Annotated in this window: 16 protein-coding genes; 9 read left to right on the top strand and 7 right to left on the bottom strand. The window is 66.5% G+C overall.

What is annotated here, in order from left to right:
- Window positions 1-9: 9 nt before the first annotated feature.
- Genes ACNR9W_RS16330 through glpD form a run of 3 tightly spaced genes read right to left on the bottom strand, consistent with a single transcriptional unit; the run spans window position 10 to window position 3,812 of the window.
- Window positions 10-1,080: an ABC transporter ATP-binding protein gene (locus tag ACNR9W_RS16330; RefSeq protein ID WP_419269733.1), complete on the bottom strand. Its 1,071-nt coding sequence runs from the start codon at window positions 1,078-1,080 to the stop codon at window positions 10-12.
- 13 nt (window positions 1,081-1,093) lie between these two features.
- Window positions 1,094-2,179, bottom strand: coding sequence for an ABC transporter ATP-binding protein (locus tag ACNR9W_RS16325; protein WP_419269735.1), 1,086 nt, complete (start codon window positions 2,177-2,179; stop codon window positions 1,094-1,096).
- Window positions 2,180-2,207: 28 nt separating this feature from the next.
- The gene (glpD, locus tag ACNR9W_RS16320; protein ID WP_419269737.1) at window positions 2,208-3,812 is read right to left on the bottom strand and encodes a glycerol-3-phosphate dehydrogenase; all 1,605 of its coding nucleotides are present in this window, start codon (window positions 3,810-3,812) and stop codon (window positions 2,208-2,210) included.
- A gap of 280 nt (window positions 3,813-4,092) precedes the next feature.
- On the opposite strand from glpD, the gene ACNR9W_RS16315 reads away from it, so the two are divergent.
- The gene (locus ACNR9W_RS16315; RefSeq protein WP_419269739.1) at window positions 4,093-4,857 is read left to right on the top strand and encodes a DeoR/GlpR family DNA-binding transcription regulator; all 765 of its coding nucleotides are present in this window, start codon (window positions 4,093-4,095) and stop codon (window positions 4,855-4,857) included.
- Here ACNR9W_RS16315 and ACNR9W_RS16310 read toward each other — a convergent pair.
- A complete protein-coding gene (locus ACNR9W_RS16310; protein ID WP_458478823.1) occupies window positions 4,854-5,864 on the bottom strand; it encodes a nucleotidyltransferase family protein in 1,011 nt (336 codons plus the stop codon). The genes ACNR9W_RS16315 and ACNR9W_RS16310 overlap by 4 nt on opposite strands.
- 154 nt (window positions 5,865-6,018) lie before the next feature.
- Between ACNR9W_RS16310 and ACNR9W_RS16305 the strand changes: the two genes are divergently transcribed.
- From ACNR9W_RS16305 to ACNR9W_RS16270, 8 genes are all read left to right on the top strand, one after another.
- Window positions 6,019-6,684 (top strand): HAD family hydrolase, encoded by a 666-nt coding sequence (locus tag ACNR9W_RS16305; RefSeq protein WP_419269742.1) that lies wholly within the window; start codon window positions 6,019-6,021, stop codon window positions 6,682-6,684.
- Window positions 6,681-7,637: a sugar-binding transcriptional regulator gene (locus tag ACNR9W_RS16300; protein ID WP_419269744.1), complete on the top strand. Its 957-nt coding sequence runs from the start codon at window positions 6,681-6,683 to the stop codon at window positions 7,635-7,637. The genes ACNR9W_RS16305 and ACNR9W_RS16300 overlap by 4 nt, the downstream gene beginning before the upstream one ends.
- Before the next feature lie 122 nt (window positions 7,638-7,759).
- A complete protein-coding gene (locus ACNR9W_RS16295) occupies window positions 7,760-9,079 on the top strand; it encodes an ABC transporter substrate-binding protein (protein ID WP_419269745.1) in 1,320 nt (439 codons plus the stop codon).
- Window positions 9,080-9,188: 109 nt separating this feature from the next.
- Window positions 9,189-10,061 carry a carbohydrate ABC transporter permease gene (locus ACNR9W_RS16290; RefSeq protein ID WP_419269747.1) on the top strand — a complete coding sequence of 291 codons (873 nt, stop codon included), beginning with the start codon at window positions 9,189-9,191 and terminating at the stop codon, window positions 10,059-10,061.
- A gap of 9 nt (window positions 10,062-10,070) precedes the next feature.
- The gene (locus tag ACNR9W_RS16285) at window positions 10,071-10,901 is read left to right on the top strand and encodes a carbohydrate ABC transporter permease (protein WP_419269749.1); all 831 of its coding nucleotides are present in this window, start codon (window positions 10,071-10,073) and stop codon (window positions 10,899-10,901) included.
- Between the two features lie 9 nt (window positions 10,902-10,910).
- Window positions 10,911-11,915: an ABC transporter ATP-binding protein gene (locus ACNR9W_RS16280; RefSeq protein ID WP_419269751.1), complete on the top strand. Its 1,005-nt coding sequence runs from the start codon at window positions 10,911-10,913 to the stop codon at window positions 11,913-11,915.
- Window positions 11,912-12,682 (top strand): L-iditol 2-dehydrogenase, encoded by a 771-nt coding sequence (locus ACNR9W_RS16275; RefSeq protein WP_419269753.1) that lies wholly within the window; start codon window positions 11,912-11,914, stop codon window positions 12,680-12,682. Before ACNR9W_RS16280 ends, ACNR9W_RS16275 begins: the two co-directional genes overlap by 4 nt.
- A gap of 78 nt (window positions 12,683-12,760) precedes the next feature.
- A complete protein-coding gene (locus ACNR9W_RS16270; RefSeq protein ID WP_419269755.1) occupies window positions 12,761-14,230 on the top strand; it encodes a mannitol dehydrogenase family protein in 1,470 nt (489 codons plus the stop codon).
- Here ACNR9W_RS16270 and ACNR9W_RS16265 read toward each other — a convergent pair.
- The 3 genes from ACNR9W_RS16265 to ACNR9W_RS16255 form a co-directional block, all read right to left on the bottom strand.
- A complete protein-coding gene (locus ACNR9W_RS16265) occupies window positions 14,227-15,297 on the bottom strand; it encodes a mechanosensitive ion channel family protein (protein WP_419269756.1) in 1,071 nt (356 codons plus the stop codon). The genes ACNR9W_RS16270 and ACNR9W_RS16265 overlap by 4 nt on opposite strands.
- Before the next feature lie 526 nt (window positions 15,298-15,823).
- The gene (locus ACNR9W_RS16260) at window positions 15,824-16,177 is read right to left on the bottom strand and encodes a hypothetical protein (protein ID WP_419269758.1); all 354 of its coding nucleotides are present in this window, start codon (window positions 16,175-16,177) and stop codon (window positions 15,824-15,826) included.
- 39 nt (window positions 16,178-16,216) lie between these two features.
- Window positions 16,217-16,714, bottom strand: a complete 498-nt coding sequence (locus ACNR9W_RS16255) for a hypothetical protein (protein ID WP_419269760.1) — start codon at window positions 16,712-16,714, stop codon at window positions 16,217-16,219.
- Window positions 16,715-16,716 lie beyond the last annotated feature (2 nt).

The raw sequence follows: 16,716 nt of genomic DNA, 5'->3' as shown, positions 1-16,716 counted from the left end.
CGGGCGCCCTCAGGCGGCCTTGACGCGCCAGTCGTCGGCGTAGACGTTGACGCGGGCCGGATCAAAGACCGCGCGGGTCATGTCGGATCCGATCGCCTGGTCCTCGGGCGCGATGATGTTCAGATCGTGGCCCATCAGGTCCGCGCGGATGATGCGGTGGCGGCCCACGTCCTCGATCCGGCGGATGGTCACGGGCAGCCCCTCGTCGCGGGACAGTCTCACATGTTCGGGGCGCACGCCGATCTGGACATTGCCCGACAGGCCGGAATAGCTGCCCGACAGCGCGGTCGTCCCGCCCGGGACCAGCGCCTGCCGCCCGTCGATCTTGGCCGGCAGCAGGTTCATGCCCGGCGAGCCGATGAAATAGCCGACAAAGGTATGCTCGGGCCGGTCGAACAGTTCTTCCGGCGTGCCGATCTGGACCACGCGGCCGTCATACATGACCACCACCTTGTCTGCGAAAGTCAGCGCCTCGGTCTGGTCATGGGTCACGTAGATCATCGTGTGGCCGAAGTCATGGTGCAGCTTCTTCAGCTGAGTGCGCAATTCCCACTTCATGTGCGGGTCGATGACGGTCAGCGGCTCGTCGAACAGCAGCGCGTTGACGTCCTTGCGGACCATCCCGCGCCCCAGACTGATCTTCTGCTTGGCATCGGCGGTCAGGCCGCGGGCCTTGCGGTCCAGCATGTGCTCCATGCCGATCATGGCCGCGATTTCGGCAACGCGCTCGGTGACATAGGCTTCGGGACGGCCCCGGTTGCGCAGCGGGAAGGCCAGGTTGTCGCGCACCGTCATCGTGTCATAGACGACCGGGAACTGGAACACCTGCGCGATGTTGCGTTCGGCCGTGGGCGCCCGGGTCACGTCCACCCCGTCGAACAGGATGCGCCCCTGCGACGGGATCAGCAGCCCCGAGATGATATTCAGCAGGGTCGATTTCCCGCAGCCCGACGAGCCCAGCAGCGCATAGGCGGCGCCGTCCTCCCAATCGTGGTTCAGTTCCTTCAGCGCGTAATCCTGCGGCCCCTTGGGGTCGGGCAGATAGGAATGCGCAAGGTTGTCCAGCGTGATCTTGGCCATCGTCCCCTCCTCCTCAGGCGGCAGCGGCATAGGCGGCGGGGGTGACCAGACGGCCATCCTCGTCGAAGATGTAGATGTGGCGCGGCTCCAGCCAGACCGGCAGCGACCGGCCCAGAGGCAGGTCGTGGACACCGTGGATCAGGCCCACCCATCGCTGGCCGTGATGGTCCAGGTGGATGAAGGTCTCGGACCCGGTCAGCTCGGTCACGACCAGCCTGGGCTCAAAGCGGATTGCGTCGGGCGCGTTCTGCCGGATCTCTAGGTGGTTGGGCCGGAAACCCGCCAGATAGCTGCCGTCCGCCAGGCCTGCCAACGTGGCCGCCGGCACCCCCTGCCCGTCCCCGAAGGTCAGCTGCCCGCCCACTTTCGTCACCGGCAGGAAGTTCATCGGCGGGTCAGAAAACACCCGTGCCGTGGTAGCATCGACGGGCTGGCGATAGACATGCGGCGTCGGCCCGAACTGCGTCACCCGCCCCTCCCACAGCGTCGCGGTATTGCCGCCCAGCAGCAGCGCCTCCTCGGGTTCGGTGGTGGCATAGACAAAGATCGCGCCCGAAGCCTCGAAGATGCGCGGGATCTCGACGCGCAGCTCCTCGCGCAGCTTGTAATCCAGGTTGGCCAGCGGCTCGTCCAGCAGGACCAGCCCGGCATTCTTGACCAGCGCGCGGGCCAGGGCGCAGCGCTGCTGCTGGCCGCCCGACAGTTCCAGCGGCTTGCGTTCCAGCATGGGCGTCAGGCGCATCATCTCGGCTGTCTCGCGCACGCGGCGGTCGATCTCGGCCCGGTCCACGCCCATCAGCCGCAGGGGCGAGGCGATGTTGTCGAATACCGTCATGGCCGGATAGTTCACGAACTGCTGATACACCATCGCGACCCTGCGGTCCTGCACCCGCATGCCGGTCACGTCCTGACCTTCCCAGATCACCTTGCCGGCGGCGGGCCGGTCCAGCCCCGCCATCAGCCGCATCAGCGAGGTCTTGCCCGACAGGGTCGGACCCAGCAGCACGTTCATCGTGCCCCGTTCCAGCGTCAGATCGGTGGGGTGGATATGCACCTGCCCCTCGACGATCTTGCTGACGCCCTTCAGTTCCAAAGTCATGTCATCTTCCCTCCCCTCGACCGCCGCCCTATTCGGCGGCGGCGGTCGCTCGGCCTCTCCGGGCCCGCATCCATTCATCCAGTGCCGCGACCTGCCCCTGATCCAGGCGCAGCCCCAGCTTGCTGCGGCGCCAGACCACGTCCTCGGCGCGCCGCGCGTATTCATGCTCCATCAGCCAGACGACCTCGGCCTCGGTCAAGGTCGCGCCGAAATCGATCCCCAGATCGGCGGGCGTCTTGGACCCCGCCAGGATCCTGGCTGCCTCGGTTCCATAGGCGCGCACCATCCGCCGCGCCCATTTGGCCGTCAGATAGGGATGTGCCGCCTGCAGGTCGGCGACAAGGGTATAGACCCCGTCCACCGGAAAATCACCGCCCGGCAGGGACTTGCCCTTTGTCCAGGGGCCCGCCAGCCCCGGGAAATGGGCGCCGATCTTCTCCAGCGCGGATTCCGCCAGCCGGCGATAGGTCGTGATCTTGCCGCCAAAGACGTTCAGCACCGGCGCGCCGCCCGTCTCATCGACCTTCAGCGTATAGTCGCGGGTTGCAGCCGTGGCGCTCTGCGCGCCGTCGTCGTAAAGGGGGCGCACGCCGGAATAGGTCCAGACCACATCCTCGGGCGTCAGCGTCTGGCGGAAATACTGGCTGGCAAAGCGCAGCAGATAGTCACGCTCTTCCGGGGTGCATTCGGGCGCGCGCGACGGATCGTCGTGATCGGCATCCGTGGTCCCGATCAGGGTAAAGTCACCCTCATAGGGGATCGCAAAGATGATCCGCCCGTCGGTACCCTGGAAGAAATAGCACTTGTCATGGTCGTAAAGCCGGCGGGTCACGATATGCGAGCCGCGTACCAGCCGCACGCCCTCGGTCGAGTTGAGGCGGATCTTGCTCTGGATGATGTCGCCGACCCAGGGGCCACCTGCGTTCACCAGCATCCGCGCGCGATGGGTCCGTGTCTCGCCGCTCTCGACATCCTGCGTCGTGATGATCCACAGCCCGCCCTCGCGCTCGGCCGAGATCACCTTGGTTCGGGTCATGATCCGGGCGCCCCGCGCCTCGGCATCGCGCGCGTTCAGCACCACAAGGCGCGAATCCTCGACCCAGCAATCGGAATATTCATAGGCGTGGTGAAAGCGTTCCTGCAGGGGCGCGCCCTCGGGGGTGCCGTCAAGCGACAGGGTCCGCGTCCCGGGCAGGATCTTGCGGCCTCCCAGGTTGTCGTAAAGGAACAGGCCAAGCCGGATCAGCCAGGCCGGGCGGCGCCCCTTCATCCAAGGCATGACCACGCCCAGCAGCTTGGAGGTGGGCGTGTCGGATTCAAACCGCATCTCGGGGTGATAGGGCAGCACGAAGCGCATCGGCCAGCTGATATGGGGCATCGCGCGCAGCAGGACCTCACGCTCGATCAGCGCCTCGCGGACCAGCCGGAACTCGAAATATTCCAGGTAGCGCAGGCCGCCGTGAAACAGCTTGGTCGATTGCGACGACGTCGCCTGTGCCAGGTCGCCCATCTCGGCCAGGGTCACCGAAAGCCCGCGTCCCGCCGCATCCCGGGCAATGCCGCAGCCGTTGATGCCGCCGCCGATCACGAACAGGTCGGCCATGGGTTCGGGGCTGTCGGCGGTCGCGGGCATGGATCGGGACTCCTTCATCTCGTCTCCATTTCTGCCTCAGCCCGAACGAAAAAGAAAGAACTTTGTTTTCGTTTCTTTTCATTTTGGCAGGATCATGAAATTTCAGTCTGTTAGTCTACTTTGGGTCAGGGTAGATGACCGTATCAGCGCCAGGATCAAAGCGATTCATGGTGATTCTCACTAAGCGTAGCGGCGCTCCGACCATGAAACGCGCGAAAGCGAACATCTTGCTTGTTCGTCCTTGGCGTGTCACATCTGGAGAAAGCCAAAGGTGCCTTTGATGTCGCAGACCTTCCGCCAGCCCGAGATCCTCGAGATCGCCCGTCGCGACGGCAAGGTGACGGTCGAGGGTCTGGCCACGCATTTCGGCGTCACTCTGCAGACCATCCGCCGCGACCTTTCGGAACTGGCGGACATGGGTCGGCTGGAGCGTGTCCACGGCGGCGCCATCCTGCCCTCCGGCGTCGCCAATATCGGCTACGAAGAGCGCCGCGCCCTGCATCACGCGGCCAAGACCGACATCGCCCGTGCCTGCGCGGCCGAGGTCCCCGAGAACATCTCGCTGTTTCTCAACATCGGCACCAGCACCGAGGCGGTGGCGCGCGAACTGCTGGGCCACCGCAACCTCCTCGTCGTCACCAACAACATGAACGTGGCCAATATCCTGGCCGCCAATCCGCATTGCGACGTGATCGTGACGGGGGGCAGCCTGCGCCGGGCCGATGGAGGCCTTGTGGGCACGCTTGCGGCCGAGACCATCCGGCAGTTCAAGTTCGACCTGGCGGTCATCGGCTGCTCGGCGCTGGACCGGGACGGGGACCTGCTGGACTTCGACATCCAGGAGGTCGGCGTCAGCCAGACGATCCTGCGCCAGTCACGCCGCACCTTCCTTGTGGCCGACCACTCCAAGCTGTCGCGCAGCGCGCCCGCACGCATCGCCTCTCTGGCCGAACTGGATTGCATGTTCACCGACCGCCCGCTGCCCGGCGACCTGTCGCGGGCCTGCGACGCCTGGCAAACGCGGATCGAGGTCGCGCAGCCCTAGAGGGTGGCCAGCCGCGCGGCCGTGTCGGGCAGGCGCGACAGGCTGGCGTCGATGCGGTCGCGCCAGCGCGGGCCACGGTCGCGTGCATCCTCCAGTGCTTCGGCCAGATCCTCGGGGCGATCCTGGGCCAGGATCTCGATCAGGACGGCGGCTTGGGCCCGGTCCTTGGCGGATTTCATCCGGTCGTCGGCGCGGCGGCGGTCGGCCACGATCAGCTTGTGGATGGCAAAACGCTCGGGCCTTGGCACCTGCACCAGCACGCCGCTGCGATAGGGGATCGCCGCCGGGACCGGTTCAGCGATCAGGTAGTTCAGATGGTGCAGGGCCTGGGCCTGAACCCCGAGCGCCGGCAGGTCGCGCAGCCCCTCCTCGCCAAAGGCGGGCGTCAGGAACTCGACCAGCGCATTTCCCGTGGTCTGCCGCCAGCGCCAGGCGCGGCCGGGTTCCAGGCTGGGCGCCGGGGCAAAGTCGAAATCCGCCAGCACCTGCTGGACCGGCGGGGCGGCCGCATCCTCCAGCGCCAGCGACAGGCGCTCAAAGCTGGCGATGTCCAGATCGTCGGTCTGCGCGGTCTGCTCCAGCGACAGGCGCAGGTTCAGCTCGCCCTCGTAAAGCCGAAAGGCATGCGTGCCGACGACCGTGCCGCCAAGGCGAAAGACGCCCGCCGCCGCCAGCGCCGCCATCAGGCTGCCGCTGGTCGGGTCCAGCCCCAGGAAACCTTCGGCGCGCAAGAGCCGCACCAGGCGCGCGCGATCGCGGCGACGCTGTTCCGCAGGCGCCAGATCCTCGCGTAGCGCCGCCATGTGGGCGGCCATGTCCGGGCTGTCCTCGCCCAGATAACGCTTGCGCACCTCGGTTCCGACGCGAAAGCTGTCATACCAGTAGCCGCGCCCGTTCCGCGTCACCAGCGTGGGCGTGCCGCGCAGGTCGCGCAGCCCTTCGTCCCGCAGCGATCGCAGCAGGTCGTGATAGGCCGCATGGGCAAGCGAGGAATGGCGCAGGGGCATCATTGTTCAACAATCGTTAGAACTGTTGAATACAGGCATGTTCAACAGCTGGCAAGTTTGTTGAACATCCCTGCCTCATGTCCCGGCAGATGTCGGCTATTCCCCGGAACCCAAATTGCGACTATGGCTGCCGAAAATGGCAAAGGGGCGCAAGATGCGGGTCGACCTGATCATCTTTGACTGCGACGGCGTGATTGCCGACAGCGAAGTCCTGTCTGCCGAGGTCCTGATCGACCAGCTGGCGCAGCTGGGTGTCGCCATCACCATGGAGGATGTGCGGCGCGATTTCCTGGGCCGCAGCTTTCCCACCGTCGCCGCCACGATCCGCACGCGCTTTGCCCGCATCCTGCCGCCGGATTTCGAGGCGACCTATCGCAGCCGCCTGCTGGACCGCTTTGCCTCCGACCTGACCGCCACGCCCGGCATTCTTCCGGTGCTGGAGGGGCTGGCGGGGCGGCCCATCTGTGTCGCGACCTCGTCCAGTCCGCCCCGGGTGGCGCGCACCCTGCAGGTGCTGGGGCTGGCCGAACGCTTTGGCCCCCATGTCTTCACCGCCAGCCAGGTGGCGCATGGCAAGCCCGCGCCCGACCTGTTCCTCTTCGCGGCGGCGCAGATGGGCTGCGCCCCGGCGCATGCCCTGGTCATCGAGGACAGCATGCCCGGCCTTCAGGCCGCGCGCGCGGCCGGAATGCGGGTGCTGCATTATGCGGGGGGCGCGCATCTGGCGGGCCAGCCGGCACCGGACGACGCCAAAAGCTTTGCGGACTGGGCAAATTTTCCGGGCCTGCTGTCCCGGCTGGACAAGGGCGCCCCGGCATGAGCCAGAACCGCTTCACGCCCGAAACCACCCGCCTGGACGACGCGGCCCGGGCCGGCTGGCTTTATTACGTCGCGGGAAACACCCAGGACGAGATCGCGCGCAAGATGGGCGTCAGCCGCCAGACCGCGCAGCGCCTGGTGGCGATGGCCCTGTCCGAGCGGCTGGTGAAGGTGCGGCTGGACCACCCGATCGGGCGCTGCATGGACCTGGCCGCCGCCCTGCGCGACCGCTTTGACCTGATCACCTGCGAGGTCGCGCCCTCGGACCCCGAGGCACCGGACCTGCTGACCGGCATCGCCATCGCCGCCGCCGCCGAACTGGAGCGCGTGCTGAAGTCGCCCGACCGCCGCATCGTCAGCCTGGGGACGGGCCGCAACCTGCGCGCCACGGTGGAACAGCTGCCCCGCATGGCTTGCCCACAGCATGTCGTCGTCTCGCGGCTTGGCAACATGATGGAGGACGGATCGGCCACGCCTTACAACGCGACCATCCGCCTGGCCGAACGGATCGGGGCGCCGCATTTTCCCTATCCGTTGCCAGTTTTGGCGCGGGATGCGCAGGAACTGGCGGCCATGCAGCAGCAGCAGGCCGCGCAGAACACCATCCGCCTGTGCGCCCAGGCCGACCTGTCGCTGGTGGGGATCGGCCAGATGGACATGACCGCGCCGCTGCATGTGGACGGCTTTCTGGGCCGCACCGAGATGGAGGAACTGGCCCGTGCCGGCGCGGTCGGAGAGATCACCAGCTGGGTCTATGACGCGCGGGGCCAAATCATCGACTGCGCCTTCAACCGGCGCGTGGCCTCGGCCCCCCTGCCCCCTGCAGGCGAGCGTCCGGTGATGGCGGTCGCCTCGGGACAGGCCAAGCTGCCGGCGATCCGCGCGGCACTGACCGGACGGCTGATCAATGGCCTGATCACCTCCGAGGCCACCGCCGAGCGCCTGCTGGCCTGATCCCTTTCCCCATCGAAACACCAATTTTCGGGACGCCGAAGCTGCCCGTTGACAGAATCGTGTCCGGGGTTGAGTATATGCCCATCGGAAGGGCAAATGCCCAACCGCCAAGGGAGGACTTCATGAGCACCACTTTGCGCGCCCTTCTGGGCGCTACGGCCCTGTGCGCCGCAGGCGGCATCGCCGCCGCACAGGACAACGTGACGCTGACCATCGCGACCGTGAACAACGGCGACATGATCCGGATGCAGGCGCTGGCGTCCGACTTTACCGAAAAACACCCCGACATCGCGCTGGAATGGGTCACCCTGGAGGAAAACGTCCTGCGCCAGCGCGTCACCACCGACATCGCCACCAAGGGCGGCCAGTATGACGTGATGACCATCGGCACCTACGAGGTTCCGATCTGGGGCGCGCAGGACTGGCTGGTCCCGCTGAACGACCTGCCGGGCGATTACGATGTCGACGACCTGCTGCCGGCAATCCGCGATGGCCTGACGGTGGATGGCAAACTCTATGCGGCGCCCTTCTATGGCGAAAGCTCGATGGTGATGTACCGCACCGACCTGATGGAGGAGGCCGGTCTGGAGATGCCCGAGGCACCCACCTGGGACTTCATCAAGGAAGCCGCCGCCGCCATGACCGACAAGGAGGCCGAGGTCTATGGCATCTGCCTGCGCGGCAAGGCAGGCTGGGGCGAGAACATGGCCTTCCTGACCGCGATGGCCAACAGCTATGGCGCGCGCTGGTTCGACGAGGAGTGGAACCCCCAGTTCGACAGCCCCGAATGGAAGGCGGCGCTGGACGACTACCTGATGCTGATGAACGAATACGGGCCTCCGGGCGCGGCGAACAACGGCTTCAACGAGAACCTGGCGCTGTTCCAGCAGGGCAAGTGCGGCATGTGGATCGACGCTACGGTCGCCGCCAGCTTCGTGACCAACCCCGAGGATTCGACCGTGGCCGACAAGGTCGGCTTTGCCCTGGCGCCCGACAACGGCCTGGGCAAGCGCGGCAACTGGCTGTGGGCCTGGTCGCTTGGCATTCCCGCCGGCAGCCAGAAGGTCGATGCCGCGAAAGAGTTCATCGCTTGGGCGACCTCCAAGGAATATACCGCCATGGTCGCCGAAAAGGAGGGCTGGGCCAACGTCCCGCCGGGCACCCGTCAGTCGCTCTATGACAACCCGGAATACCAGAAGGTCCCCTTCGCCAAGATGACCTTGGACAGCATCAAGGCCGCAGATCCGACGCAGCCGACCGTGGATCCGGTGCCCTATACCGGCATCCAGTTCGTTGCCATCCCGGAATTCCAGGGGATCGGCACCGCGGTGGGCCAGCAGTTCGCGGCCGCCCTGGCCGGACAATCGACCGCCGAACAGGCGCTGTCGAATGCCCAAGCCCTGACCACGCGCGAGATGACCCGCGCGGGCTATCCCAAGTAAGCCGAACCTCCCTCGGCGGGCCGCCTTTCCTCGACTGCAACGGGGTGGCCCGCCCTTTTCCCGCCTGTCCCGGCACACCTGACGTGCCGCCCGACGAAGGGGCTTTTCCATGTCCACCAAGGCATCCCGGACCGCGGCCCGGCTGATGATCTCGCCCGCGGTCCTCTTGCTGCTGGCCTGGATGATCGTGCCGCTGTCGATGACGCTCTACTTCTCGCTCCTGCGCTACAACCTGCTGATGCCGGGCATGGAGAGCTGGGCGGGGTTCGAGAACTATCGCTATTTCTTCACCGACCCGGCCTTCAGCGCGGCCCTGTTCAACACGCTGGCGCTGGTCGGCGGCGTCCTGGTCATCACGGTGATCGGCGGCATCCTGGTCGCGCTGCTGCTGGACCAGCCCTTCTGGGGGCAGGGGATCGTGCGGCTGCTGGTTCTGGCGCCCTTTTTCGTGATGCCGACCGTCTCGGCGCTGGTCTGGAAGAACATGTTCATGAACCCGGTGAACGGCGTCTTTGCTTGGCTGGCGCGGGTGTTCGGCCTGCAGCCCTATGACTTCCTGACTCAGGCGCCCCTGGCGTCGATCATCGGGATCGTGGCCTGGCAGTGGCTGCCCTTCGCCGCGCTGATCCTGCTGACGGCGCTGCAGTCGCTGGACAGCGAGCAGATGGAGGCGGCCGAGATGGACGGCGCATCGCCCCTCAAGCGGTTCTGGTTCATCACCCTGCCGCACCTGTCGCGGGCGATCACCGTCGTCATCCTGATCCAGACCATCTTCCTGCTGTCCATCTTTGCCGAGATCCTGGTGACCACCAATGGCGGTCCGGGCACGGCCAGCACCAACCTGACCTTCCTGGTCTACATGCAGTCGCTGCTGCAGTTCGACGTGGGCCTGGGCTCCGCGGGCGGCGTGGTGGCGATTGTCCTGGCCAATATCGTGGCGATCTTCCTGATGCGGATGATCGGCAAGAACCTCGACGCATAGGAGATCATCATGCCCCGTGCCGTCACCACCCGCCGCAAGGCCGTCACGACCGTCATCGCCTGGACCGTCGGCCTGCTGATCTTCTTTCCGATCCTCTGGACCGTTCTGACCAGCTTCAAGACCGAGGCAGACGCGATCGCCATCCCGCCCCGCTTCCTGAATTTCAACTGGACGCTGGAAAATTATGTCACCGTGCAGGAGCGTTCGGACTATTTCCGGCACTTCTGGAACTCGGTCGTCATCTCGGTCGGCTCGACCCTGATCGGGCTGGCGATCGCGATCCCGGCGGCCTGGGCCATGGCCTTCGTGCCGGGCAGGCGCACCAAGGACGTGCTGATGTGGATGCTGTCCACCAAGATGCTGCCGCCCGTGGGGGTGCTGGTGCCGATCTACCTGCTGTTCCGCGACACGGGGCTTCTGGACACGCGCATCGGCCTGGTCATGGTGCTGACGCTGATCAACCTGCCGATCATCGTCTGGATGCTTTACACCTATTTCCGCGAAATCCCCGGTGAGATCCTGGAGGCCGCGCGCATGGACGGTGCCGGGCTGCGGTCGGAAATCCTCTATGTGCTGACGCCGATGGCGGTGCCGGGGATCGCCTCGACCATGCTTCTGAACATCATCCTGGCCTGGAACGAGGCGTTCTGGACGCTGAACCTGACCGCCGCCAAGGCGGCGCCCCTGACCGCCTTCATCGCCAGCTATTCATCGCCCGAGGGGCTGTTCTACGCCAAGCTCAGCGCGGCCTCGACCATGGCCATCGCGCCGATCCTGATCCTGGGCTGGTTCAGCCAGAAACAACTCGTCCGCGGCCTGACCTTCGGCGCCGTGAAATAGGAGACGATGATGGGACGCATCACCCTTGAGAACGTGACCAAGCGCTTTGGCGAGGTCGAGGTCATCCCGCCCTTGGACCTGGACATCGGCGACGGCGAATTCGTGGTCTTTGTCGGGCCGTCCGGCTGCGGCAAGTCCACCCTGCTGCGGCTGATCGCGGGGCTGGAGGACACGTCGGGCGGGCGCATCCTGATCGACGGCCAGGACGCCACCGATACCCCGCCGGCCAAGCGCGGGCTGGCCATGGTCTTTCAGTCCTACGCGCTCTACCCGCACATGTCGGTCAGAAAGAACATCGCCTTTCCGATGCGCATGGCGGGCCTGGACAAGGCCGAACAGGATCGTCGCATCGAGGCCGCGGCCAAGGCGCTGAACCTGACCGCCTATCTGGACCGCCGCCCGGGCCAGCTGTCGGGCGGCCAGCGGCAGCGCGTGGCCATCGGGCGGGCCATCGTGCGCGAACCTTCGGCGTTTCTCTTCGACGAGCCGCTGTCGAACCTGGACGCCGCCCTGCGCGTCGGCATGCGTCTGGAAATCAGCGAACTGCACAACCGCCTTCGGACGACGATGGTCTATGTCACCCATGACCAGGTCGAGGCGATGACCATGGCCGACAAGATCGTGGTGCTGCAGGCCGGCCGGATCGAGCAGGTGGGCAGCCCGATGGACCTCTATCGCGCGCCCCGGAACCTGTTCGTCGCGGGCTTCATCGGCAGCCCCAGGATGAACCTGCTGACCGGCGCGCCGGCCGCCGAATTCGACGCCACCACCATCGGCATCCGTCCCGAACATGTCGGTGTTTCCGCGACAGAGGGGACATGGAAAGGCCGCGTCGGCGTCAGCGAGCATCTGGGCAGCGACACGTTCTTCTATGTCGAGGACACCGGCCTGGCCGAAACCATTACCGTGCGTGCGGGCGGCGACATCGATCTGCATCATGGCGATACGGTCTGGCTGACCCCGGACCCAGACCGCATCCACCGCTTTGACGAAAACGGAGACCGCATCGCATGAGGCTGTCGAGAAAATCCGCGCTGATCACCGGTGCCGCGCGGGGCATCGGGCTGGAATTCGCGCGCGCCTATCTGGCCGAGGGGGCGCAGGTCGCCATCTGTGACATCAATGAACAGGCGGCCCAGGCCGCCGCGCGCGACTTGGGCGACGGCGCAATTGCCGTGGCGCTGGACGTCACCGACCGCGACAGCATCGAGCGCTGCGTGACGGTGGTGGAAGAGGCCTTTGGCGGGATCGACATCCTGATCAACAATGCCGCCCTCTTCAGCGCTGCTCCCCTGGCCGAGATCACCCGCGAGGATTACAACCGCATCTTTTCGGTCAATGTCGAAGGCACACTGTTCATGATGCAGGCCGTGGCACGGTCGATGATCGCGCGCGGCAAAGGCGGGCGGATCATCAACATGGCCAGCCAGGCCGGGCGCCGGGGGGAATCCCTGGTCGCCGTCTATTGCGCCAGCAAGGCCGCTGTCATCAGCCTGACGCAGTCGGCGGGCCTGAACCTGATCGCGCATGGCATCAACGTGAACGCCATCGCGCCGGGCGTGGTGGATGGCGAACACTGGGACGGCGTCGATACCTTCTTCGCGCGCTACGAGGGCAAGGCCCCGGGCCAGAAGAAGGCCGAGGTCGGCGCGGCCGTTCCCTTTGGCCGGATGGGCACCGCTGCCGACCTGACGGGGATGGCGGTGTTCCTTGCCTCGTCCGATGCCGATTACATCGTCGCCCAGACCTACAATGTCGACGGCGGCAACTGGATGAGCTGACGTTTTTTCTTCCTGCAATTCCACGGTCCCCGCAGGCCCCCGGGCACTGCGCCGGACGATCTGACGAAAGGTCCAAGCATGGCCATCCCCCTGACCCAGGCCGCCCTGCCCCAGCTGCCCGACACGGTCGCGCGCCCCGGCTATGACCGAGCGGCGCTGACCCGCGGCATCCTGCATGTGGGAGTCGGCAACTTTCACCGCGCGCATATGGCCTGGTATCTGGACCGGCTGTTCCAGTCCGGCCAGGGCCATGACTGGGCGCTGGTCGGCGCCGGCGTCCGGCCCGGCGACGCCCAGATGCGCCAGCGCCTGGCCGATCAGGACTGGCTGAGCACGCTGGTCGAACTGGACCCGGCGGGCCTATCGGTGCGGGTGCTGGGATCGATGGTCGACTTCGTGCCCGTCGATCCGGCGGCGACCGTCGCGGCCATGGCCGATCCCACGATCCGCATCCTGTCGCTGACCATCACCGAGGGCGGCTATTACGTCGACGCCAAGACCGACGGCTTTGACGCCGCGCATCCCGACATGGTCCATGATGCCGCCCATCCCGAGGCGCCGCGCAGCGTGTTCGGCATGATCCTGGCTGCGCTGCGGACCCGGCGGGCGGCGGGACTGCCGCCCTTCACGCTGCTGTCCTGCGACAACCTGCCGGAAAACGGCCATGTCTGCCAGCGCACCGTCACCGGCCTGGCTCGCCTGTCCGACCCGCAGCTGGCGGATTGGATCACCGCGAATGTCGCCTTTCCGAACTCGATGGTGGACTGCATCACGCCCGCCACCTCGGACCGGGAACGGGCGCTGGTGCGCGACCGCTTTGGCATACTCGATGCCGCGCCCGTGGTCTGCGAGCCTTTCCGCCAATGGGTGCTGGAGGACAACTTTCCCCAAGGCCGCCCGGCGCTGGAAGCCGTTGGCGCAGAATTTGTTGCCGATGTCAGCCGGCACGAGCTGATGAAGCTGCGCATCCTGAACGGGGGCCACGCGGCGATCGCCTATGCCTCTGCCCTGCTGGGGCATCATTTCGTCCATGACGCGATGGCCGACGCGCTGATTGCGGACTGGCTGCGGGCGCTGGAAACGCGCGAAATTCTGCCCACGCTGCAGCCGATCCCCGGCGTCAGCTATGACGCTTACCTGGCCCTGATCGTCAGCCGCTTCTCCAATCCCGAGATCGGCGACACCATCCCGCGGCTGTGCCTGGACGGGTCGAACCGACAGCCCAAGTTCATCCTGCCCACGCTGCGCGACCGACTGGTGGCGGGCGGCGGCATCGACGGGTTAGCGCTGGAGCTGGCGCTGTGGTGCCGCTACTGCGAAGGGACAACCGAGGCGGGCGAGGCTATCCCCCCCAACGACGACAATCACGCGGCGCTGCGCGAGCGGGCCTTGGCCGCCCGCGATCGCCCCGATGCCTTTCTGGAAAATCCGGCCATCTTCGGCGATCTGGCTCGGTCGCAGCCGCTGCGGCAGGCCTTCGCGGCACAGCTGCAATCCCTGCATCGTCAGGGCGTCCGCGCGACGCTGGAGGCCTACCTGCGCAGCTAGGCCTCCAGGCTCAGGCGCGGCTGCGTCTCGGCGGGCGCTGCGGCGGTGGTGACATCGTTGCGCGTCCGCGGCAGCGCCTGCGGCTGTTCGCGCTGCAGATAGGCGAGCAGCGCCTCGCGGATTTCGCAGCGCAGGTCAAAGGCGCGGCCCGCATGGCTTGCGCTGGCCAGGATCCGGATCTCCGCCTCGCGGGCGGTATAGTCCGTCACCTGCAGCGCAAAAACGTCACCATTCCACAGGCGCGAGGCCTTGACGATCCGCTCGGCTTCGGCCCGCAGGGCGGGCACATCGACGGAGAAATCGACATACATCATCACCACCCCGATCAGGGTGGCATCGCTGCGGGTCCAGTTCTGGAACGGCTTTTCCATGAAGTGGTTCAGCGGCACGATCAGGCGGCGCTTGTCCCAGATCCGCACCACCACATAGGTCGCGGTGATCTCCTCGACATTGCCCCATTCGCCCTCGACGATCACCGCGTCGTCGATGCGGATGGGCTGGGTCAGGGCCAACTGGATGCCCGCCACGATGTTCCGCAGAACGGGCTGCAATGCAAAGCCCACCACGATGCCCGCGGCCCCCGCCGAGGCCAGCAGGCTGACCCCGTATTGCCGGACGCCGTCGATGGTCATCAGCGCGGCACTGACACCGATCGCGACGATCAGGATGACACCGACGCGCTGCAGGATGCGGGTCTGCGTGACATGCTTGCGCGCCAGCAGGTTGTCCTCGACATCCAGCCGGAAGCGCCGCAGGTGCAGCGTCATCCAGATCTCCAATGTCGTCTTCAGAAACCAGGTCACGCAGCCGATGAAGGCGATCAACAGCAGGTGCCGCAGCACCGCACCCTCGGTTGGGGGCAGGCGCACGGCGTTGGCGGCCATCGACAGGGCCACGACCATCAGGCCCAGCTGGACCGGCCCGCGGGTGCGCGCCAGCAGCGGCCGCCAGAAGGTGGTGTCGCGGACAAGCCCGCGCAGCACCAGCCGATAGATGAGAAAGCAGGCGGCCCAGGACAGGGCCAGGGCCACGAGGAAGATCAGGGTTGTCTCTGTCCAGCGGGACATCGCACCTCCGGGGTTCAGGCCGCGGATGCGGCGGGGATCGGGCTTGGTGACGGCGGGCCTTGACTGCCGCGCGCAGGGTCGGGAACAACTGCGGCGCCGGCCGGTTCCCTGAGCTGCGCGGGATCGGCGGCTGACGGCAGCTTCATGCAGGGGGAATTCCCTGCGGGTCTTGGGGAAAAGATGGCCCTAGGCTCTTCTTCCCTCCCGCTGCGCATTCACTATCAAAGTCGAGCGATCCGGATCGGAGAAGCTAATCCTGCCAGACCGGGCGGGCTGCGGCTGCAGATGCCTGGTGCAGGCTGCGGCAAAGCAAGTTCGCCAAGAGAGCCTGCGGCTTCTCCCGTACTCTTGTGCTGGCCTGAGCCCGCTTTCCGGCATATGGCGCTGGAGCTGTCGGTGGCGCCACTCCAAGGATTAGAAGCGGTTGCGGCTGATCCTACTGGCGAGTCCGATGGCCACACTCCGACCATCCATTGAACCGGCTGCCGGCCCCTTACCAACGGCACAAGCCGACACCTCGAGCCGGTCAGCGGTAGAACCAGACCACCGCCACGATTACCAGCAGAAGCAGGGCGATGGGCAGGGCCACCGCCGACAGCGCCAGTCCGGTACCTGATTTCTGGCTGGTGCGATAGTAATCCATGTCGGCGGGGGCACCCGCCTCTCCGGCCGAGCGATCGAGGTTGGCCGTTTCGGCGACCTGCGCCTCGCCCGGCGTGACCGGATCGCCGACCCGGTCAACAGGCCCTCGGCTGCCAAAGGCACCCCCGGCCGGCCCCGGATGATCCTGTGCGGCACGGGGGTTCAGGGGCCCGGTGTCAGGTTCCGGCCGTGGCCCCGCCTCTGTGGGTCGGCGATCATCGTCGCGGCTGTCGTTCATGGCCGCCTCTCCTCTTCTGAAGGCCAGTGCAGGGAATGGTCACCCGGACTGGCCTGCCTTGGCTTCTTCTTCTTCAGGCGCGGCTTCGGCATCGTCCTCGATCAGGAGGTCGATGAGCGCCTGATGCAGCAGGTCGTTGCAGGCTGCTTCGTCCTGTCCTGCCATGGCACGGGCCTCGTCCACGGCCGCGCGCAGCGACTGGACGCGGGTTCCAGCTTCCGCGGAAGGTTCAAGTCCAGAAGCCTGAGTGCCATCCGAAGCGTCGTTTTCCATCGACCCGACCTCGGCGCTCGGCGGTTCGGTATCGACCGCGGGGCGATCACCCCCCGGATCGGTGGTGGTCCCGTCCCCGGTCAAGGCCTGCGCCTCGCGGGCACCGGCCACCCCTTGCCCCCCGGTCGAGGCGGAGATCACCGCCCGCGAGGCCTGATCCAGAACCTCGTCCATGAAATCCAGCCGCTCGGCACAATCGGCCGATGCTGCCCCTGCAGTCGCCAGGGTCAGGCAGATGGCGGTCAGGCTGCGTGTAAAGCGCATGT

It is taken from the genome of Paracoccus sp. T5, assembly GCF_048538155.2.
In the GTDB taxonomy this organism is placed as follows: Bacteria; Pseudomonadota; Alphaproteobacteria; order Rhodobacterales; family Rhodobacteraceae; genus Paracoccus.
The sequence above is the reverse complement of the archived record's forward strand: the minus strand, read 5'-3'. Positions and strand labels throughout refer to the sequence as shown.